This window comes from Paenisporosarcina sp. (genome assembly GCF_057785155.1).
The window spans coordinates 198,477-220,097 of the sequence record NZ_JBYNRN010000023.1 but is presented as its reverse complement, the minus strand read 5'-3'; the positions used below and the strand labels follow the sequence as shown (position 1 = coordinate 220,097).

The window sequence follows — 21,621 nt, the reverse complement described above, 5'->3', positions numbered from 1 at the left end:
TAATCGATTCGTATGGAATCCTTAAAATCCGGCACATGAAAGGAGAATGGAATCGTTGCAACATCCATTGTGGAAAATCGAAGAAATTCGTCATCAACTTAAAATTGTTGATGGAAAAGCTTGTCCTGATAAGGTCATTACAAATGCAACATACTTACATAGTGTTTTTAAAAAATGGGTACAAGGGAATATTTGGATTTCCAAAGACCGAATTGTTTATGCTGGACCTGAACTCCCAGCTTCAACTGATGGGGCGGAAGTGATTGATGCCAGTGGACAATATATTGTGCCTGGTTATATCGAGCCTCATGTTCATCCATTCCAGCTTTATCATCCCCAATCTTTTGCTGATTATGCGTCGCAATTAGGAACGACTACTTTTCTATCAGACAATTTAATTTTATTTTTATTGCTTGAAAATGAGAAAGCGTTTTCAATTTTAGATCAGTTAAATGAAATGCCATTTTCGTTTTATTGGTGGGCTCGGTTTGATTCGCAAACGGAACTCGAAAATGAAGATGAGTTGTTTACCACGAAATCAATTGGTGAGTGGTTAGAGCGACCTGAAGTGTTGATGGGCGGCGAATTAACCGCGTGGCCACGACTTTTAGCTGGAGATGACCAGATGCTGTATTGGTTACAATCAGCGAAAATGAAAGGCAAGAAAATCGAGGGTCATTTCCCAGGTGCATCTGAGCGAACTCTTGCACGCATGCGCTTACTTGGTTCAGATGGTGACCATGAAGCCATGACGGTTGAGGAAGTGGAACGCCGTTTGCTTCATGGATATGCGGTTACGTTAAGACATTCATCGATTCGTCCAGACTTGCCAAATCTATTAAAAGAAATGGTCGAGAAGGAAATGAACGTCTTCGATCATGTGATGATGACAACAGATGGTTCGACACCATCATTCCATCTAGATGGCGTGATGGATAAGTGTATTCAAGTGGCGCTTGAAGCTGGGGTAAAACCAATTGATGCGTATTTAATGGCTTCATACAATGTGGCGAGGTATTACAATATGTCCAATCTACATGGTTTTATTGCCACAGGTAGATTTGCCACGATGAACTTCCTGGAATCAGAAACAAATCCAGTGCCAGTGAGTGTTCTTTCAAAAGGTGTTTGGTTAAAACGTGATGGGGAGAGAGTGATAAATCTTCCGAAAATCGATTGGTCTGGGCTTGGTGAACTTGAGCTGCCGTTTGATATGCACGAAGGCGATTTCGAATTCTCGATGCCGTTTGGAATTGAGATGGTCAACGATGTGATTACGAAACCGTATAGTGTTTCTATTCATATTGGGGAGGATCGATTAAGCAGTGATCATGATGAAAGCTTTTTAATGCTCGTGGATCGACAAGGCAAGTGGCGTGTAAATACGATGATTAAAGGGTTTGCCACAGCTGTGCAGGGGTTTGCCTCGTCTTACTCGAATACAGGGGATATCATTCTGATCGGAAAGAGTCGAAGAGACATGCTGACAGCTTTCAATGAAATGAAACGTCGCAAAGGTGGAATAGTGTTAGTTGAAGAAGGCGAAGTGGTAGCAGATATTCCTCTGACGATTGGTGGGGGTCTTTCATCAGAGAGTGTTGAAGTACTGATTGAACAAGAATTAGCCTTGAAAAAAGCACTTTCAGAAAGAGGCTATAAATATGGCGATGCCATCTACACTTTGTTGTTCTTACAATCTACGCATCTACCATACGTTCGGATTACACAACGTGGCATTTATGACGTAATGAAAAAATCAGTATTGTTCCCTTCGTTTATGAGATCGTAAGGGGGATGGGGAAATGAAGAAGTATTTAATAGCTGTGTTCGCGGTGTTACTTATTTCAGGTTGTTCAAAAGACAAAGAAGAATCAACCGAAATAGCAAAAGACGATGAAGAAAAAGAAATTGAAGTCGTCGACATGACAGATGAAGAAGAAAAAGAAGTCGAAGTTGTTCTTCCCTATCAAGCGCCATTTACTGGCGTTCGCGGAGAAGAAGAGTTCACGAATCGTCCAGTCCTAGTCACGATTAATAATCATCCACACGCTCGTCCGCAATCGGGCATTGCGCAAGCAGACATTGTCTACGAAATGGTAGCGGAAGCTAACGTAACGAGATTACTAGCTTTATATCAAAGTGAACTTCCTGAACGAATTGGACCGGTTCGAAGCGCGCGTGATTATTTCATTGAAATCGCAAATGGACTTGATGCGTTTTACGTAGCACATGGATACAGTCCGGAAGCTCGCCAAATCCTGGCATCAGGTGTCGTCGATCATATAAATGGGATGCAGTATGATGGCACGCTTTTTAATCGATCGAAGGATCGAAAAGCGCCACATAATTCATATACGACTGGGGAACACGTTTTGCAAGGGATGGAAAAAGTAGGAGCGAGCATCGAAATCGAAAAGATTCCGCCTTTTTCTTATTATGAGTCTGCAGAAGGGGCGAAAATGGGTGCGATTGCGAGTGTGATTGATGTACGGTTTGGTGTAAGTGAAGACTTCCACCATGTCTACACGTATGATACACTTACTCAACAATACTCGCGTTCTTCAGGTGGTCATTTAACGACGGATAAAGACACGCTTGAACAAGTGAGTTTGTCGAACGTACTCTTTTTTGAAGTTCCGCACCAAACCATCGATGACCAAGGAAGACAACAGCTTAACCTAACATCAGGCGGTCGTGCATATTTATTTCAAGCAGGCATTATGAAAGAAATTGAATGGCAACAAATAGATGGCATTCTCGTTCCAATGGAAAACGGATTGCCGGCCATGTTAGTTCCAGGAAAGTCTTGGGTTCACTTAGTGAAAACAAAACCGGGTATGGAACAGATGGTGACATTTAGTCCTTAAGAAACATAAGAAAGGAGGGTCCATTCATGCAAATAGAAAAAATTCGCGGACATCAAACCGAACAATTGTTTAAAGCTGTTTTAGAATTAAAAGACATCGAGGAATGTTATCGATTCTTTGACGATCTGTGCACAATTAGCGAAATTCAATCTCTTGCTCAACGATTTGAAGTGGCCCATTTACTTCGTCTGAAAAAGACATATGAAGTCATTAAAAACGAAACTGGAGCAAGTACAGCAACTATCTCGCGTGTTCGACGCTGTTTCGATTACGGCAATGATACATATGATGAGATGCTTGGAAGATTATATCCTGACGAAAAACCATTTCAATTCCCTAAAGACTGATTAGAGACCATCTCTAGTCAGTTTTTTTGTTATACTAATAAGATAGGTAAAAATTGATTTTCGTATTGGATTTTAATACCGAATTTAACGATAGGTGGCTGACCATGGACTACTTGAAATGGCGACATGTGTTTAAACTAGATCCTGCAAAAGAGATATCTGACGAAAACTTAAGTAAAGTGTGTCAGTCTGGAACCGATGCTATCATCATAGGCGGTACAGATGGAGTGACACTCGAGTTAGTTTTGGATTTACTCATGCGTGTACGTCATTATAAGCTCCCAGTCGTCCTAGAGATTTCAAATGTAGAGTCAATCTCACCAGGGTTTGACTATTATTTTATTCCCACTGTACTCAATAGCTCGAACACGAAATGGGTGAAGGAACTCCATCTGGATGCCATAAAAGCATATGGCGATTTTATGGATTGGGACGAGCTCATCCCTGAGGGCTATTGTATTTTGAATAAAGATTGTAAAGCCGCCATTGTGACGGATGCGAATACAGAACTTTCACAAGAGGACGTCGTTGCTCATGCACGATTAGCCGAGAATTTCTTCAAGTTACCGATATTCTACATGGAATACAGCGGTATATATGGAGATCCTCAAATGGTTGCAGCAGCCAAAGATGTGCTAAACCACACGCGTCTATTTTATGGTGGTGGAATTACGACCATCGAACAAGCGAAAGAAATGGCCACTTACGCAGATACAATTGTCATCGGAAATCATCTATATGACAATCTTGATGAAGCTTTATTAACAGTAGATGCAGTTAAATCAGAGGCTTTTTGACATTGATTCAAAACAGCTTATAATAGAAGAACAAATGTTTGGTAAAGGACGGTGCAAAATGGAATTACTCGTAAAAAACTTATTAAACGGGATGAATCCTGAACAAGAACAAGCAGTAAAAGCAACTGAAGGACCCCTTCTAATAATGGCAGGAGCGGGATCTGGTAAAACGCGTGTCTTAACGCACCGCATCGCTTATTTAGTTGTGGAGAAAGACGTGTATCCTTCAAAAATTCTAGCGATTACATTTACGAATAAAGCGGCTCGTGAAATGCGAAATCGGATCGATGGATTACTTGGGAATGGAACAGGCGACCGTATGTGGGTTTCAACCTTCCACTCCATGTGTGTTCGAATTCTTCGAAGAGATATTGACCGCATTGGCTATTCGAAAAGTTTTTCGATTTTAGATACAAGTGATCAATTAACCGTCATTAAAAGAATCTTAAAAGATCAAAATATCGACCCCAAAAAATATGATCCACGCTCGATGTTAAATGCCATAAGTTCAGCGAAAAACGAATGCATTGATGCGGCAACATTCCAAAGCCAAGCCAATCAATTCAATCCTTTCGAGAAAACAGCGGCGGAAGTGTATACTGCCTACGACAAACGCCTACGGAAAAACCAGTCACTCGATTTTGATGATTTGATTATGACGACGTTGACACTCTTTAAACGTGTTCCTGAAGTACTGGAATTCTATCAAAACAAGTTTCAGTATATTCATGTGGATGAGTACCAAGATACAAACAAAGCTCAGTATGATCTAGTTCAAATGCTGGCGAAAAAGTTTGGCAACCTTTGTGTAGTAGGAGATTCCGATCAATCCATATACAGATGGCGTGGAGCGGATATTCAAAACATCATGTCGTTTGAAAAAGATTATCCTCAAGCACGCGTGATTATGCTTGAGCAAAACTATCGTTCGACGCAACGCATCCTAAAAGCAGCCAATGACGTCATTGTAAATAATACGGGTCGTTACCCGAAAGAACTTCGAACCGAAAATAAGTCGGGTGAACCGATTCGAGTGTATAAAGCTTACGATGAGCAACAAGAAGCGCAATTTGTTGTGAAAACCATTCAAGAAATCATGGAAACCGATGGTCGTAAATTAAACGACTTTGCGATTCTTTACCGAACAAATGCACAGTCTCGTGTAATGGAGGAAGTTTTAGTGAAGTCGAACATGGGTTACACCATTGTCGGCGGAACGAAGTTCTACGATCGAAAAGAGATTAAAGATTTACTCGCATATTTACGTCTTATCGCGAACAATGAGGACGATTTGTCGTTGTCACGTGTTATTAACGAACCTAAACGTAATATTGGCGCTACTTCGTTTGAGAGAATGGCTCGATTTGCGATTGAACAAGATCGTTCAATTTTTGATGCACTTAGAGAAGTTGATTTCATGGGACTCCCTGCACGCGCAGCAAATGAAGCGGCCAAATTTCATGCATTAATTGAGGGTTTTTCGAAAATGCAGGAATTTTTATCGGTAACAGAGCTTGTAGAACAAGTGCTAGACAAAACCGGTTACCGTAATATGCTTCGCAATGAAAAAACCATCGAAGCTGAAAGCCGTTTAGAAAATATAGAAGAGTTCTTATCCGTAACGAAAGCTTTTGAAGAGCGCAGTGATGATAAATCGCTCGTTACTTTCTTAACTGACTTAGCTCTTATTTCCGATTTAGACAAGCTAGGAAGCGAAGAAGATGAGTCAAAAGGCAATATCGTATTAATGACAATGCATGCTGCAAAAGGACTCGAATTCCCAGTGGTCTTTATCGTAGGTATGGAGGAGAATGTGTTTCCTCATTCAAGGTCTATTGGCGATACCGACGAAATGGAAGAAGAACGTCGACTTGCTTACGTAGGTATTACACGTGCTGAAGAGCGCTTGTATTTAACATGTGCACAGTCCCGTACATTATTTGGACGTAGCGGTTACAACAACCCATCTCGATTTATCGCTGAAATTTCAGATGATATTATGGAGCAAGTGGTCTTAAAACAAAAAGCCGGGTCGAATCGCATGACGACAACAAGTCGCTCGACGGGCACCACAACACGTGCTGCCGTTCAACGTCCCGTTTATAAAACTTCTGGTGGAGACAAACTGGGATGGCAAGTTGGAAGTAAAGCACTTCATAAGAAGTGGGGAGAAGGGACTGTCGTTAGTGTTCGTGGCGAAGGTGAAAACACAGAACTAGACATTGCTTTCCCAAGCCCAACTGGTATTAAACGATTATTAGCGAAGTTTGCGCCGATTGAAAAAGTATAAATTTTAAAGGAATGGCTACTTGCAACAACCTTTAAACTTGAATTATATGATCCGAGCGGAGGAACAAAAATGGATAAAGTGCAATTGGAACAACGTGTAAAAGAATTAAATCAGCTGTTGCATGATACTGGATATGCCTACTACGTACTGGACAAACCGCTCGTGCCAGATGCTGTATATGATCAATACTTACATGAGTTGATTGAAATTGAAACAGAGTATCCGGATTTAATCTTCCCAGATTCGCCCACTCAACGAGTGGGAGGGACAATTTTACAAGGCTTCAAAAAGGTCGCACATACGTATCCAATGCTAAGTTTATCGAACGCATTTGGTCGTGATGATTTAGATGACTTTGATCGCCGAATTCGTGGAAGCATTGGCGATTCATTTTCCTATGTATGTGAGCTGAAAATTGATGGATTAGCGATCTCTCTTACCTATGAAGAGGGAGTCTTCGTTCGTGGCGCAACTCGTGGTGATGGTCGAGTGGGGGAAGATATTACCGAAAACCTCAAAACCATTCGAGCGATTCCGTTACGTTTGAAAAAACCTGTCACGATTGAAGTTCGCGGTGAAGCGTATATGCCTAAAAAATCATTTTTAGCTTTGAATGAACAACGAGTGGCCAATGAAGAAGAAAAATTTGCGAATCCACGAAATGCAGCAGCTGGCTCACTTCGTCAGTTGGATCCCAAAATCGCAGCAAGTCGCAACCTCTCCATTTTTGTATATGGGATTGGCGGAGACGGAGAAGCACTTGGACTTGATGGGCATGCTGAAGCGCTCGATTATTTAGATGAACTTGGTTTTCAAACGAATAAAGAACGTAAACTTTGCCAGTCCATTGATGAAGTGCAAGCTTACATCGAGAAATGGACAGAGCAACGCCCGAACCTTCCGTATGAAATTGATGGCATTGTAATCAAAATTAATCGCTACGTCCATCAGCAAGATCTTGGATTTACTGCAAAGAGCCCAAGGTGGGCAACTGCGTACAAATTCCCAGCGGAAGAAGTGAAAACGAAACTTCTTTCGGTAGAATTGACGATTGGTCGAACAGGTGTCTTAACACCAACGGCTATTTTGGAACCGGTTCAAGTAGCTGGTACCACTGTGGGAAGAGCTTCTTTACACAATGAAGACCTTATTCGCGAAAAAGATATTCGCATTGGAGATACCGTCATCATCCGAAAAGCGGGAGATATTATTCCTGAAGTTGTCTCTGTCGTTCTCGCTGAACGAAATGAGGAATCTATCCCATTTGAAATGCCGACGGATTGTCCGGTTTGCGAAAGTGAACTTGTTCGCATTGAAGGGGAAGTAGCTTTACGATGTGTGAATCCACAATGCCCTGCCCAAATTACAGAGGGCTTGATTCATTTTGTATCTCGTAATGCGATGAACGTAGATGGACTAGGTGAAAAAGTCGTGGAGCAATTATTCCGTGAAGGGCTTATTCAAGACGTTTCTGATTTATTTACATTAACGAAAGAACAGCTTGTTCAACTCGATCGCATGGGTGAAAAATCAGCTACAAATTTAGTGGAATCGATTGAAGCGTCTAAACAAAATTCGATGGAACGTGTGTTATTCGGTTTAGGGATTCGTCATGTCGGTGAGAAAGCAGCCAAAATTTTATCCGAAGAGTTTGGAGATATGTTCGCTTTATCAAATGCAACAAGTGAACAACTCGTTTCGATTCATGAAATTGGCGATAAAATGGCGGATTCCGTTATTCGTTATTTTGATAATGAAGAAGTTCAATACCTCCTAAAACGTCTACAAGAAAATGGAGTCAACCTATCTTTTACAGGTAAAAAAGTGGATACTTCTAATTTAAATCATATATTAACCGGTAAAACAGTTGTATTAACCGGGAAATTAGAACAATTGACACGTCAAGAAGCAAAAGAGAAAATAGAACAAGTAGGCGGCATTGTATCAGGGAGTGTCAGTAAAAAAACCGACATCGTCATCGCAGGTGAAGATGCTGGATCTAAACTCGACAAAGCAAATAGCTTAGATATTCCTGTGTGGGATGAAAACCGCTTAATCGAAGAACTAAACCAGTAAAGGAGTCCTTCATATGATCAAACGAATCAGCTGGATTCCGGCCATGATTTCTTTATCTTTAATAGTCGGATGTGTTCCATCCATTACCAATGATACAGAAGTGATTCAAGAAATCGATAGTGAAGTTGAAACAACCACCATTCCAAATCTTCAACTTTCTGATCAGTATTACCGTACGTTATTGCCTTACGAAAAGAGTGCAAGCCGTGGCATGATCGTTTCAAATGTCAACTCAAAGTATGATGTCAAGGAAGTAGAAAATGGGCTGACTCGTATTTCGCAGCGCTCGTATTCACCCGATAAATATTTCTTCCAAGAAGGTCAAATGCTCGATGCTGAGGTGATCAGTTCTTGGTTATCAAGAAAATCTGAAGAACAACCGCTTGGTTTAAACCCAACAGTGACTGAAGGCATGACGCCTGAACAAAGAGCTACACAAGCACCGATGTACTTGGCGCACATATTAGAACAAAATTATTTAGTTAAGACAGATGACAACAAAGTTAAACTTGCCGGAATTTCGATTGGGCTGGCATTAAACTCGATTTATTATTATCAAAAAATCCAATATGGTCCAACATTCGAGGAACCTATACCAGAAAGTGCTTTGTTGGAACAAGGTAAGAAAATGGCCAATGAAATTGTTGCGAGAATGCGAACAATGGAAGGGTTAGAGAATGTACCAATTACGATTGGTTTATTCAAACAAGAGAGTCGCAACTCGATTGTGCCGGGAACCTATATGGCATTTGGGAACGCATCTGAAGGTAAAGGCAGTATTGGAGAATGGACACCAATAAACGAGGAATTTATATTATTCCCGCAACCGATTACTGAAGAGAAATATCGTGAAATGGATAATGCTTTTAAAAACTTTAAGCAAGACATTGATGAATATTTTTCGAATTATACAAGTGTAATTGCCACTGGTTTCTATCAAGATGATCTTGTGAAAAAAGTGACCATTGATATCCCGATTCAGTTTTATGGCTCAGCAGAAATTATCGGCTTCACGCAATATATGGCCGGCTCTGTTATTAAACGTTTCCCTGATTCGATTCAGGTAGAAGTGAATGTGACGTCTATAAACGGACCCGAAGCATTTTTGATTAAAAAAGCAGGCGACAAAGAGCCGTACGTGCATATTTATGATTGATTTTTCATGAATATATCGATACTGGTTGAAGACGTTCTGTAAAAGAGGAATCATCCCAACCGAAAACAGGCTTGCGCATCTGTATGTCTAGCGAGCCGTATTGTAAGAATGGTTTTAATGCATGAGACAGCACTTGAGCTGTCTCTATTCTTTTAGGGTGAAAAATGATATGATAGTCGGTATGATTGTCGAATTCGGAGGTGTATAAAATGGCGAATATTTCAAAAGAAGAAGTGAAGCACGTTGCGCATTTAGCGCGTCTTGCCATTACAGAGGAAGAGGCTGAAAAGTTTGCAGGTCAGCTTGCAGCGATTACTAATTTTGCGGAGCAATTAAATGAGCTTGATACAACGGATGTAGAACCTACTACGCACGTTTTACCACTTGTAAATGTGTTACGCGAAGACAAATCGATTCCTGGTCTAGACCGAGAAAAAATGATGAAAAACGTTCACGAGCAAGAAGCGGGACAAGTTAAAGTACCAACCATTCTAGAATAGACCAGAGCAAGGAGTGAACCCAATGACATTATTCAACCACAAAGCATCTGAACTTCAAGCTCTACTACATAAAAAAGAAATTTCGATTGCTGATCTTACAGCTGAATCTTTCAAACGAATCGAAGCGGTAGACGCAGATGTAAATGCCTTTTTGGCTTTAAATAAAGAAAAAGCAACAGCTCAATCAAGCGAAATGGACCAAGTGCCATTTGAACAACGTGGGCCATTATTTGGTATGCCAATCGGTGTGAAAGATAACATCGTGACAGAAGGATTAGAAACAACAAGTGCATCAAAAATCCTCCAAGGATTTAACCCAATTTATGACGCAACAGTTGTGCACAAACTTCGTGCAGCTGGACTCGTAACAGTTGGTAAACTGAATATGGATGAATTCGCAATGGGCTCTTCAAATGAAAACTCTGCGTATAAAATCACTCGTAATCCTTGGGACTTAGATCGTGTACCTGGAGGATCTTCAGGTGGTTCCGCTGCATCAGTAGCTGCTGGTGAAGTACCATTTTCTCTAGGTTCAGATACAGGTGGATCGATTCGCCAACCCGCAGCATTTTGTGGTGTAGTTGGAATGAAACCAACATATGGTCGTGTTTCTCGTTATGGCCTTATCGCTTTTGCTTCTTCATTAGACCAAATCGGTCCGATTACACGCACAGTAGAAGACAATGCCTTCTTACTTGAAGCGATTTCAGGTGTAGATGCAAGTGATACTACGTCGGCAAATGTTGATGTGCCTAGTTTTGTTAAATCACTAACAGGTGATATTAAAGGACTTCGTATTGCTGTACCATCTGAATACTTAGGAGAAGGTGTTGGAGAAGCAGCGAAACAATCTGTTTTGGATGCTTTGAAAGTACTTGAAACTTTAGGCGCAACATGGGAAGAAGTTTCATTGCCACATTCAAAATATGGTTTAGCAACGTACTACTTACTATCATCTTCTGAAGCATCATCAAACTTAGCACGTTTTGACGGAATTCGTTATGGTTTCCGTGCTGACAATGTAGAATCCCTTATGGATCTTTACAAAGAAACACGCGCACAAGGATTTGGTGACGAAGTAAAACGTCGTATCATGCTTGGAACATACTCGTTGAGTGCAGGTTCTTATGATGCGTACTATAAAAAAGCACAACAAGTTCGTACATTGATCAAAAATGATTTCGATCAAGTATTTGAAAAGTATGACGTTATTATTGGACCAACTACTCCAACTCCAGCATTCAAAGTGGGCGAGAAGAATGATGATCCATTAACGATGTATGCAAATGATATTTTAACAATTCCTGTTAACTTAGCGGGCGTACCAGGAATTTCGATTCCGTGTGGATTTGCTGAAGGTATGCCACTAGGCTTGCAAATTATCGGGAAACACTTTGACGAAGCGACGATTTACCGTGTTGCACATGCTTACGAGCAAGCAACAAGCTTCCACAAACAAACTCCTCAAATTTGGGAGGGAGCAAAATAATGAACTTTGAAACAGTTATTGGATTAGAAATCCACGTTGAACTAAAAACAGATTCTAAAATGTTCTCACCTTCACCTGCACATTTTGGTGCAGAACCAAATACAAATACACATGTAATTGACCTTGGATACCCAGGTGTTTTACCTGTTGTAAATAAACGCGCAATCGAATTCGGAATGAAGGCTGCAATGGCACTTAACTGTGAAATTTCAACGCATACGAAATTCGATCGCAAAAACTATTTCTATCCGGATAATCCGAAAGCGTACCAAATCTCACAATACGACAAGCCAATCGGTGAACATGGTTGGGTTGAAATTGAAGTAGATGGATACAAAAAACGCATCGGAATTACACGTCTTCACTTAGAAGAAGATGCAGGTAAACTATCTCATACGGATAAAGGCTACTCACTTGTCGATTACAACCGTCAAGGAACGCCGTTAATCGAAATCGTTTCAGAGCCAGATATTCGCACGCCTGCAGAAGCATATGCTTACTTGGAAAAAGTAAAATCAATTATCCAGTACACAGGTGTATCTGACTGTAAGATGGAAGAAGGATCACTTCGTTGTGATGCGAATATTTCTTTACGTCCATATGGTCAAGAACAATTCGGTACAAAAGCTGAGTTGAAAAACCTAAACTCTTTCAACTACGTTCGTCGTGGTTTAGAGCACGAGCAAGTTCGCCAAGCGGAAGTACTTCTATCGGGTGGAGAAATCCTACAAGAAACACGTCGTTTTGATGAGTCAACAGGGAAAACATTGTTAATGCGTGTCAAAGAAGGATCTGACGATTATCGTTATTTCCCAGAGCCAGACTTAGTGGATCTTGTGATCGACCAAGAATGGATGGACCGTATCCGTGCAGAAATTCCGGAACTACCAGATGCTCGTAAAGAACGTTATGTAAGTGAATTAGGCTTACCAGCTTACGATGCAATGGTTTTAACTTTGACGAAAGAAATGTCCGATTTCTTTGAATCAACGATTCAATTGGGTGCGGATACGAAACTTGCTTCCAACTGGATGATGGGTGAAGTATCAGCTTATTTAAATGTTGATCAAAAAGAATTACATGACACAAAACTTACACCAGAAGGATTAGCTGGAATGATTAAGCTAATCAGCGACGGGACGATTTCTTCAAAAATCGCGAAAAAAGTATTCAAAGAACTTGCTGATAACGGTGGAACTGCTGAACAAGTCGTAAAAGACAAAGGCTTAGTTCAAATCTCAGACGAAGGTGCTCTTCGTGACATCGTGACTCAAACATTGGATGCGAACCCGCAATCAATTGAAGACTTCAAAAATGGTAAGGATCGTGCAATTGGATTCTTAGTTGGTCAAATCATGAAAGCTACAAAAGGCCAAGCTAACCCACCACTTGTAAATAAAATCTTACAAGAAGAAATTGCAAAACGATAAATTTTAAAAAACAAAGTTTGTACCTGAAAATGGTGCAAGCTTTGTTTTCAAATTTCATAACTGTGAAATAAATCGACTCCTTCAATGTGGAGTCGTTTTTTAATTGTTTGAAACTCCTAAACTAGTTGAAAAAGTGCTGATAACCCTTTATTAGTAAGTGTATTGATTCTTAAGTTATATAAAATTCGAAATAAAATTAGATTCTATAGACCTATTGTTATTTTTAAAATATGAGTTTACTTATATTCAAATTAGTCAATAGACTATTAATACTAATTTGGAGGGATTTATTAATGAAAAAGGTTTTGTTATTTACAGCTCTTATTGGATTAGGTTTTGCGGGTGGAACGATTATGCCTACGGTTATGGCAGATTCAGAGGATTCAAAAAATGAAAATTGCAACTGTGCATGTGGTCATGGTGAAACAACCGTTATGCTTATGCCAACAGGAAGTGACATGTTATTAACTACTGGTTTAATCGAAGCAATCTCAAATGATAGTGACAATTCGCTTTCAAAAGAAGAGCTGGTAACAATCTTAACTGAAATACAAAATGAACAAGCTGAATTAAATGATCAAACAGCTGTCATGGGCGTTTCAACTGAATTACCAGAAAGTGAAACTACTGCGACGGTAAACTCTTATCGAGAAATGATTCAACGTTTCATTACAAGCAGCACATCAACAACATCAGAAGAAGTGATTGAAACTGAAGAAGTTACAGGGACAAATAATGGTTTAACATCAATATTAGGAATTAGTACGATTATGAATCAAGAATCTACAAAAATAACTGAGACAAAGAAAACAAAAAATAATAACGGTTTAGGAAATGGATCAGAAGAAGCGGATGGAACAAGCAGCGACGTCAAAGGTGTTGACCCTTCAAATCCAGGTAAAGCGCAAACAAAATCAAAATCTACAACAAATAGTAAGACAAGTGTAAAATCAACAAATTCAACTAAGAACAATTCAACTTCAACTTCAACAAAATCAAAAGAGAAAAAAGAAAAAAACAATAACGGTCTTGGAAATGGTTCTGAACCAGCAGATGGAACAAGTACAGATATCAAAGGTATCGATCCTTCGAATCCAGGAAAGGGAAGTTCAAAAAATAATGCAGGCAATTAATGATTGTGATTAAGACATAATATGTATGAAACAGTGCATTTCTCATTGAATTACACTGTTTTATGCATATTACAGAATATGAAGTTAGTTAGATGTTCTCGCGAAAGTGAGGACATCTTTTTTTGTGTGAGAGGAGTTGGCGCATTCTCGATTTCGAGGGGTGTATTCGAGGATTCGCTGGGTGTATTCAAGGATTCGTCAGGCGTATTCTCCATTTCATCCACCACATTCTAGCATTCAACAGTCCAATTCAAAAATTCATGATTTCCACACAATTCAAGACGATAAAAAAACGACCCATCGACAAGTTCCTTGTCAATGAGTCGTTATATATCATCCCGTAAACACTTGATCATAAGGATATCGGTAATTCACTTTTTTCGGTTTCATTAAAATAAAGAAAATCGTCAACGGACCTATGCGTCCTACAAACATGACCATGCTCAGTAAAACTTCGCCGAGATCAGAGAGTTGTGATGTAATACCCATTGATAGTCCGACTGTACCGAATGCCGATACGACTTCAAAGGCGAGCGGTAAAAATGGTAATGTCTCCGTTACAGTTAGTAAGAATATGAATGACACCACTAGCAGTAACCCAATCGTAGTAATCGCCAATGAACGTATGACCGTTTCTAATCGAATAGAACGACCAAAGATTTCGGGCTCACCACGAGAACGTAAAAATGCCATAGTGGCTAAAAGAACGACAATGAAAGTGGTTAATTTTATTCCTGAGGCGGTAGATGCACTACCAGCTCCAATGAACATGAGAAACATTGTAAATAACAAAGTTGGATCTTCCATAACCCCATAGTCTAATGTGTTAAAACCAGCAGTACGTGGAGTTACTCCTGAAAAATAGGATGCCATTATTTTTTCATACATTGGTAAATCGCCAATCGTTTGAGCATTATTAAACTCAAGAGCAAAAATAACAAGTGTCGCAAAAATATTAATAACCACGGTCCCTGCAATCATTAACTTCGTATGTAATGACCACTGTCGGAAATATTGTTTTTGATACAAGTCGATCACGACAGTAAACCCAAGACCACCGAGTATAAAGAGTGATGACAAGATCAAGTTCACGATCGGATCGCCAACAAAGCTCATTAAATTATCAGGAAATAAAGAAAATCCTGCATTATTAAATGCAGAGATGACATGAAATAAACTCAAATAAAACGAATCCTTCAAGCCAAAATCCTCAAACCAGTAAATCGTCAAAATCATGGTGGCTACCGCTTCCACTGTTAGAACAAAAGTGAGGATTAATTTAACCAAATTGACAATCCCACCAACCGAATTTTGATTAAATGACTCCTGTAAATAAATTCGATTTTGCAGTCCCACTCGTTTTCCCAATACAATCAGCAACGCGACGGCAAATGTCATTAATCCAATCCCACCACATTGAATGAGAACCAACAAAACGAGCTCTCCGAACAATGTCAAAGTTGTCCCGGGGTCGAATACACTTAATCCAGTAACAGTCGTAGCTGAAGTAGCTACAAACAACGCATCCGTCCATGATATCCAAGTAGTCGTTGCAAATGGCAGCTTCAACAACGCCGTTCCCAGTGCAATAAGGAATAAAAAACTTCCTGCAATAGCTAGCGGAGGTGAAATCGAAAAACGTTTCTTTTTAATGGTCCTCATACAGACACTTCCTAAGTTGAAAGAATTCAAAATAATACTAAACATTATGCCTCTTTTTTAATGATGTCAATAAGAATATTTATTTATGCTTTCTCGATTATTAAATTCAGATAAGTGCGAAAATATGTAAAAGTAATTACCAACATCTGTTAACATTGAGGGGAGGTAGTAATCATAAGTGTTTAAAAAGGGAGTAAATCATGGAAATTACAATACGTAATTATGAAAAGAAAGATAAAGGTCAGCTAAAGAAATTAATGACTATTTGTTCAGAAAAAAATTTATTAAATCTCGTAGATTCGTCTAATTTAAAACTTGCTATGACGGTTTTTGCGGAAGATTTACTTGTTGGAAGTATGATTGTTTGGACCAATAAATTTCATCCTTATTGCACATATTTCAAAATTTTAATTCATCCACAATATTTAGACACGGAAATTGCAGAGAATTTATTATCGAAATTTGATGAGCTAGAAGGAATGAAATTACCACTGCAAACTTCGATATGGGAATCAGCGATAAACTTGAAAATATTATATGAAAAAGAGGGATTTAATGAAATAAGACGAACGTTTTTGACAAAATTACTCACTACCGATTTTAAAGTTCATCCAATAATTAACGTGAATTTCAGAATCAAATCACTACAAGAAATCGTTACTAATGAATTACTATTTGAAAATCTAACTGGGCTCGTTAAACGTAATTATCAACAAGCTCATTTAGTCAATCCAGTTGCGGATAAAGAATTAAGTGTTTGGAAACGACTTATTCTTTCAGAAGATATAGACCTCAATGGAAGTTATGTTTTATTAAACAATGAAGAAAGCGACATATTAGCCTATTCATTTTTTCACATACATAAAGAATTAGACACTATGGAATACGGTTGGTGCGGAGCAGATGAATATCAAAATGTTGAATTGATTCAGCAATTAATAAGGAAACAATTACAATATGCAGTTCAACACAATATAAAATCAATTGTAGGTGAGTTCGATACTACAGACTTCTATGCAATGGAAATTTTTCGTTATTTTAAAATGCCTTTATTGAAAACTTTGATTACTTATCAATATGGAGAAAGAAGTTTGAGGCAAAGTAGTGTACTACATATGGGAGATTATCTTGAAAAGTAGGTGAAAAGATGTCTGTGAAACAATATCTAAATGAAATCCTTGCAGTATTTAAAGATGAATTACATGACAATTTAGTTGGTGTTTATTTGCATTGATCTTTAGCTATGGATAGTTTCAATCCAAATAAGAGTGACGTGGATGTATTGGTTGTTTGTGAAACGGAAATCTCAAATGACATCAAGATGAGCATTATTAAGAGACTGTTAGAGGTCACATCGGGAAATGCAAATCAATTAGAAATGAGTATTGTTTTAAAAAAATATGTATCTACATTTGTCTACCCTACACCGTTTGAGTTGCATTATTTCCATCCTCAATATTTAGAAGATGAAAATTACATATGTGGAGGACCAGGCTTTGAAGATTATGATTTAGCAGCACATATGATGATTACCTATCACCGGGGAAGAAAATTATTTGGAGAAGAGATAAAAACAATCTTCAAGCCGATAAAGCGAGATTATTATATCCAATCAATAATGAATGATATTGAAGATGCACAACAAGGGATTATCAAAAATCCCGTTTATTTCACGTTAAATTTATGTAGAGTTTTGCTTTATATCAAAGAAGAAAAGATATCTTCGAAAAAAGAAGGCGGGTTATGGGGGACTAAAAATCTGCCAAGTGAATTTCAGACGATTGTCAGAGAAAGTTTAGATGTCTACATAGGAAGAACTTCAGAAACAAATTTGGATAATGACGAATTACTTCAATTCGCAAATTGGATGTTAAAGGAATGCCATAAATTGAAAGTTTTAGTTTAAAGGAGTAAATCAATGAAAACTTTGGTGCAGTCTATACTTTTGATGATAACTCTACTTTTAGTCGGTTGCGGTGTCGCTGATGGAGGAAGAGTAACGCCCCGTGAGTTTTTAAAACAATATCCTGATGCGGATGTATTCCAATTTGAAGGTCGTATTTTTAGTAATGTGACTGAAGTAGAATGGGTCAAACAAAAAACAAGTTCATACACGAAGTACGAACTTTTAGGTGAAATAGAATACCAATCAACTAAAAGATTTGGATTTAAGGACTTAACAGCAACTAAATTACCTGTTGGAACAAAATTCTATTCTACAAGTGAAGAAGGATATGGTGGTTTTTTAATCGTTGAACTTGACGGGGAAGAATACTTTTACCTAGAAATGCTAGAAGGTTAAAAGATTTATTTCGGTATGGCAACGCTGTCAGAAAGTGATTTTGAATGAGTGAATAAAGACTATGATTTGATAGACAAAATAAGCACCAACACTAGATTTTTTCTCTGTGATGGTTTTTTATTCCCTTCTAAAATCGTAAGTACTATTAATATTCAATTTCTTTCCGTTTAACATTAAATGATTCTCATCGATCCAACTAACATTGAAATCCTCCCCGGGTAATAAGAAAAGTAAATGATTTTTATTTTTTTGGAGATCTTGTATTTCGCCCACATACGCGTAATCAGTGTGAAGAATGATTCCACCCCTCAAATAAACATTTAATATTTTGTTTTTAGAGGGTGAATAAAAGGTTTGAACTTTTTCGAATTCTGAAACGTCCATAGATGATAGTTTTGGTAGGTATTTATATGAATAAAACATCGAAATAAGTATTGTGGTAAATAACGTAATAAAAAAATAAATCAAAGTCTTTTGCAGATTCATTATACTAATCCCCCCTTTAATTACCTTGACGCTTAAGTAAAACACAATGTTTCGTGAGAATGAATTAAAATGAAAAAAGGTAACTTTTGTAAATGTATTTCGTCTAAACTTTAAAGAGAATTATTGTTTACAAAAATAAGTTTGAGGAGGACCCATATGAAGAGGTCACTCGTTTTTCTAATTAGTTGTATGTTCCTAACTGCTTGCAATAATCCAACTTCGTCTACAAATCCAACTTCATTTACAAATCAACATACGATGATTGACTGGGTTGATTTCATAAAAATAAATGGAACTCAATATGAGGCCATATATTCTGCTACAATTGCCGATCAATCCTACATTGGTGAAAAAGTTGGAGAAATTGACTTCAAGGTAGCGGATAATGTATCAAACACGAAATATCAGATAAAAAATGGGGATGCTGCATTTTGGGAACCGGGAACAGAAATATTTGAAGTACTCAATATGCCTGAATTGATTGCTGTGCCAGATGAAAATGAAATTAATGGCTACCGTATCTATCATGAGGAATCTATGCAAAGAGATTATAAACAGCATTTTAAAGATTTAGATTTAGACATCGTAAACAAAGTAGAATTTTATAAGGGTTATGACAAACCTCTTGTGCTCAATACATTAAACAATACGGAAGAGATTACCGAGTTTTTTGCTTTGATTGGAGATGGGGAAATTAATTCTGAGTTCAATCCTGACATGGCCAATGGTGACCCGGAACACTATCAAATGGTTTTCTATAGCGAAGAACAAATCGCTTACAAATTTAACTTATTTTTCGATTCTAAAGTGTGGTATTGGCATCCGTGGGATACTTCAATTATTTCAAATGACATTGAAAGATTCGTTCGACCAGTGCAGTAATAATGCGAAGGAGTAAAAATCAAATGAATCCAAATAAATTATTTATGACAACGTTGTCCATCTTTACGATAAGTATGCTGCTCATAGGTTGTACTAATAAAGAAGCCGATTTGGTGGAAGTCCAAGGAGATGGATTGACCTACAGTGAGTATTTTAAAAATGTCGACGAATTGGATACGAGAGAAAATGTAACCTATTTTAAACCGCTTAAGATCGACAAATTTATGAATGCTGCACCGGATTCGTTAGAAAACGGAATTCACCCTATAGATACAATGAAGCTACCATTTGAGCCAAATGAGCAATCTGTGTATTTGGTTACTTCTGAAGATAAAAAGAGTAACGTACAAAATCAAGTTCAATTCACCTATTTAAGCAATGATGTATATGAACAAGCTGAAGAGTTTTATATTGTTTCGATAACGGACGTAAATGAAAACCCTTTAGAAAAGTATGATTTTTCAAACGAAAAACAAGATACATTAGGCAATGAATTGAGAAGAGAAGTATTAATTGAAGATACTCCAATATTCCATCAAGTGAGAACGACAAATGGATCGCTCGTCTACACCTACTATCAATACAACAAAGACAAAAACGAAATAGCGACAGTCGTCACCTCTGCAAATGAATTATATACCTTCTATAAGGGACGAATTTATCATGCTGGTTACCAGATAAACAATGAAAACAACACTGAAAAATCTCGAGAAGAAATCCTAAAATTGTTTCGTGAATTTGTTTTAGGTCAAGGTAAATAGATAAATAGGAGAAAATCTTGGGAGGAAATGCACCAGAGTTTTAATATTAACCAATTTCCTACTTTCCGCGTGCCAGGCTTTCAAACAAATATATTTATTTTTTGGGGAGGGATTCATATTATTCAAGCAGTATTTTTTGATTTGTATGAAACATTGATTACTGAATGGTATGGCGATCAAAAGAAGGCCACATATTCCGTCGCTAAATTGGGATTAGGTGAGCATGTTTATAAAAAAGAATGGGCAGAAAGAATAGATCGAAGAATGACAGGGGCGTTTGAAAATCATCAATCTGCTTTAGAGGATATTTTAAAGAGTAATAATCAAACAGTCGATAAAAGTATAATTGATGAAATTCATTTACAAAGAGTTCATGTGAAAACTGTTCCATTTCTAAATATTGATAGCGAGATTATAAATACTCTTCATCTCTTAAAGAACATGAATATAAAACTTGGCTTAATTAGCAACTGTGCTCCAGAAGAAGTGGAGAGTTGGTCTCGATCTCCACTTGCAGAGATATTTGATACTACTATTTTTTCATACAAAGTGAAATATGCTAAACCAAACCCCAAAATATACTCAATTGCATGTGAAGCATTACAAGTTGCCCCTCAAGATTCAATCTTTATTGGCGATGGAGGTTCTAATGAATTACAAGGTGCTGCTGATGTTGGAATGAATTCCTATCAAGCGACATGGTTCAGGCAATCAATTTTCCAAGGGGATGTTTTTCCAAAGTTAAATAATCCAGGGGAAGTAATCGGTATAGTGAAGTCGAAATTTGAGGTGTAAAAGTGAAAAGATTCTTTCTAGTAATTGGTTTCATCATATCACTGTCATTATTAGCAGGGTGCCAGCAACCTACACAAACGGAAGATTTGAATGCCGAGGAAGATTTGAAAGATTTTATTGAGCCTGAACCATCTGAATGGGTCAAATATTCAAAGATTGTTAGAGAGTATATGTACTATCGAACACAAGCGGTCGTTAAAAATGATATTCAAATTTTGTGGAACCAATATCCGAGATTGAAAAACGATATCGATTTCAATGAAGGCGTTAACGTCGAGAAAGAAGAGATGGAATCCTTAAATAAACATTTTGACTTAATAGATGCCAATTACAATATCGAAAGTTATGGTCGAATGAAAGTCAATATGATAGACGATCAAAATGCTATCGTTCTTGTTCATGGCAGCATTGTCTATTTAAGAAAGGACTTTGATGAGTCTGGAGGAGAGTATGTAATGAAGATTTTCTTGGAAAAAACGAACAGTCAATGGACTGTAGTGAAAACAGACGAATACACGCAAGAAGAGTACAAAGAATGGTTCAATAGCCAAAATTAAGCTTATTTTTCCGAAAACTTTGGCTTGGGAAATAAACGAATATTACATGAGGGGAAGAGATAGATTGTACACCGAATTATACGGTAGTTTC

At 38.0% G+C, this 21,621-nt stretch carries 20 protein-coding genes; 18 read left to right on the top strand and 2 right to left on the bottom strand.

Features of this window, described 5'->3' with window-relative positions; translation table 11 throughout:
* Positions 1 to 55 precede the first annotated feature (55 nt).
* From AC3EA5_RS09925 to AC3EA5_RS09875, 11 genes are all read left to right on the top strand, one after another.
* Positions 56 to 1,789: an adenine deaminase C-terminal domain-containing protein gene (locus AC3EA5_RS09925; protein ID WP_488608187.1), complete on the top strand. Its 1,734-nt coding sequence runs from the start codon at positions 56 to 58 to the stop codon at positions 1,787 to 1,789.
* 13 nt (positions 1,790 to 1,802) lie between these two features.
* Positions 1,803 to 2,867 carry a DUF3048 domain-containing protein gene (locus AC3EA5_RS09920; protein ID WP_488608186.1) on the top strand — a complete coding sequence of 355 codons (1,065 nt, stop codon included), beginning with the start codon at positions 1,803 to 1,805 and terminating at the stop codon, positions 2,865 to 2,867.
* A 26-nt stretch (positions 2,868 to 2,893) separates the two neighbouring features.
* Positions 2,894 to 3,214, top strand: a complete 321-nt coding sequence (locus tag AC3EA5_RS09915; protein WP_394189312.1) for a YerC/YecD family TrpR-related protein — start codon at positions 2,894 to 2,896, stop codon at positions 3,212 to 3,214.
* Positions 3,215 to 3,318: 104 nt separating this feature from the next.
* Positions 3,319 to 4,011, top strand: a complete 693-nt coding sequence (gene pcrB, locus AC3EA5_RS09910; protein WP_488608185.1) for a heptaprenylglyceryl phosphate synthase — start codon at positions 3,319 to 3,321, stop codon at positions 4,009 to 4,011.
* Positions 4,012 to 4,069: 58 nt separating this feature from the next.
* Positions 4,070 to 6,301: a DNA helicase PcrA gene (pcrA, locus tag AC3EA5_RS09905; RefSeq protein WP_488608184.1), complete on the top strand. Its 2,232-nt coding sequence runs from the start codon at positions 4,070 to 4,072 to the stop codon at positions 6,299 to 6,301.
* Between the two features lie 69 nt (positions 6,302 to 6,370).
* Positions 6,371 to 8,377, top strand: a complete 2,007-nt coding sequence (ligA, locus tag AC3EA5_RS09900) for an NAD-dependent DNA ligase LigA (RefSeq protein WP_488608183.1) — start codon at positions 6,371 to 6,373, stop codon at positions 8,375 to 8,377.
* 16 nt (positions 8,378 to 8,393) lie between these two features.
* A complete protein-coding gene (locus tag AC3EA5_RS09895) occupies positions 8,394 to 9,533 on the top strand; it encodes a CamS family sex pheromone protein (protein ID WP_488608214.1) in 1,140 nt (379 codons plus the stop codon).
* Between the two features lie 209 nt (positions 9,534 to 9,742).
* A complete protein-coding gene (gene gatC, locus AC3EA5_RS09890) occupies positions 9,743 to 10,033 on the top strand; it encodes an Asp-tRNA(Asn)/Glu-tRNA(Gln) amidotransferase subunit GatC (protein WP_394189304.1) in 291 nt (96 codons plus the stop codon).
* A gap of 22 nt (positions 10,034 to 10,055) precedes the next feature.
* A complete protein-coding gene (gene gatA / locus AC3EA5_RS09885; protein ID WP_488608182.1) occupies positions 10,056 to 11,522 on the top strand; it encodes an Asp-tRNA(Asn)/Glu-tRNA(Gln) amidotransferase subunit GatA in 1,467 nt (488 codons plus the stop codon).
* A complete protein-coding gene (gatB, locus tag AC3EA5_RS09880) occupies positions 11,522 to 12,952 on the top strand; it encodes an Asp-tRNA(Asn)/Glu-tRNA(Gln) amidotransferase subunit GatB (RefSeq protein ID WP_488608181.1) in 1,431 nt (476 codons plus the stop codon). Before gatA ends, gatB begins: the two co-directional genes overlap by 1 nt.
* Positions 12,953 to 13,245: 293 nt before the next feature.
* Positions 13,246 to 14,085, top strand: coding sequence for a hypothetical protein (locus AC3EA5_RS09875; RefSeq protein ID WP_488608180.1), 840 nt, complete (start codon positions 13,246 to 13,248; stop codon positions 14,083 to 14,085).
* 333 nt (positions 14,086 to 14,418) lie between these two features.
* On the opposite strand, the gene AC3EA5_RS09870 is transcribed toward AC3EA5_RS09875, so the two are convergent.
* On the bottom strand, positions 14,419 to 15,747 hold the full coding sequence (locus AC3EA5_RS09870) for a TrkH family potassium uptake protein (RefSeq protein ID WP_488608179.1): 1,329 nt from the start codon (positions 15,745 to 15,747) through the stop codon (positions 14,419 to 14,421).
* 200 nt (positions 15,748 to 15,947) lie between these two features.
* Between AC3EA5_RS09870 and AC3EA5_RS09865 the strand changes: the two genes are divergently transcribed.
* The 3 genes from AC3EA5_RS09865 (at position 15,948) to AC3EA5_RS09855 (ending at position 18,049) form a co-directional block, all read left to right on the top strand.
* Entirely contained in the window at positions 15,948 to 16,886 is a 939-nt protein-coding gene (locus tag AC3EA5_RS09865) for a hypothetical protein (protein ID WP_488608178.1), read from the top strand.
* 104 nt (positions 16,887 to 16,990) lie between these two features.
* Positions 16,991 to 17,653, top strand: coding sequence for an aminoglycoside adenylyltransferase domain-containing protein (locus AC3EA5_RS09860; RefSeq protein WP_488608177.1), 663 nt, complete (start codon positions 16,991 to 16,993; stop codon positions 17,651 to 17,653).
* A 12-nt stretch (positions 17,654 to 17,665) separates the two neighbouring features.
* Positions 17,666 to 18,049 carry a hypothetical protein gene (locus tag AC3EA5_RS09855; protein ID WP_488608176.1) on the top strand — a complete coding sequence of 128 codons (384 nt, stop codon included), beginning with the start codon at positions 17,666 to 17,668 and terminating at the stop codon, positions 18,047 to 18,049.
* A gap of 117 nt (positions 18,050 to 18,166) precedes the next feature.
* Here the strand turns inward: AC3EA5_RS09855 and AC3EA5_RS09850 are convergent, their stop codons facing one another.
* Positions 18,167 to 18,535, bottom strand: coding sequence for a DUF5412 family protein (locus tag AC3EA5_RS09850; protein ID WP_488608175.1), 369 nt, complete (start codon positions 18,533 to 18,535; stop codon positions 18,167 to 18,169).
* Positions 18,536 to 18,691: 156 nt separating this feature from the next.
* Between AC3EA5_RS09850 and AC3EA5_RS09845 the strand changes: the two genes are divergently transcribed.
* The 4 genes from AC3EA5_RS09845 to AC3EA5_RS09830 are packed head-to-tail and all read left to right on the top strand — an operon-like array spanning position 18,692 to position 21,530.
* The gene (locus AC3EA5_RS09845) at positions 18,692 to 19,417 is read left to right on the top strand and encodes a hypothetical protein (protein WP_488608174.1); all 726 of its coding nucleotides are present in this window, start codon (positions 18,692 to 18,694) and stop codon (positions 19,415 to 19,417) included.
* 23 nt (positions 19,418 to 19,440) lie between these two features.
* Positions 19,441 to 20,178, top strand: coding sequence for a hypothetical protein (locus AC3EA5_RS09840; protein ID WP_488608173.1), 738 nt, complete (start codon positions 19,441 to 19,443; stop codon positions 20,176 to 20,178).
* Between the two features lie 27 nt (positions 20,179 to 20,205).
* On the top strand, positions 20,206 to 20,973 hold the full coding sequence (locus tag AC3EA5_RS09835) for an HAD family hydrolase (protein ID WP_488608172.1): 768 nt from the start codon (positions 20,206 to 20,208) through the stop codon (positions 20,971 to 20,973).
* A 2-nt stretch (positions 20,974 to 20,975) separates the two neighbouring features.
* The gene (locus AC3EA5_RS09830; protein WP_488608171.1) at positions 20,976 to 21,530 is read left to right on the top strand and encodes a hypothetical protein; all 555 of its coding nucleotides are present in this window, start codon (positions 20,976 to 20,978) and stop codon (positions 21,528 to 21,530) included.
* Positions 21,531 to 21,621 lie beyond the last annotated feature (91 nt).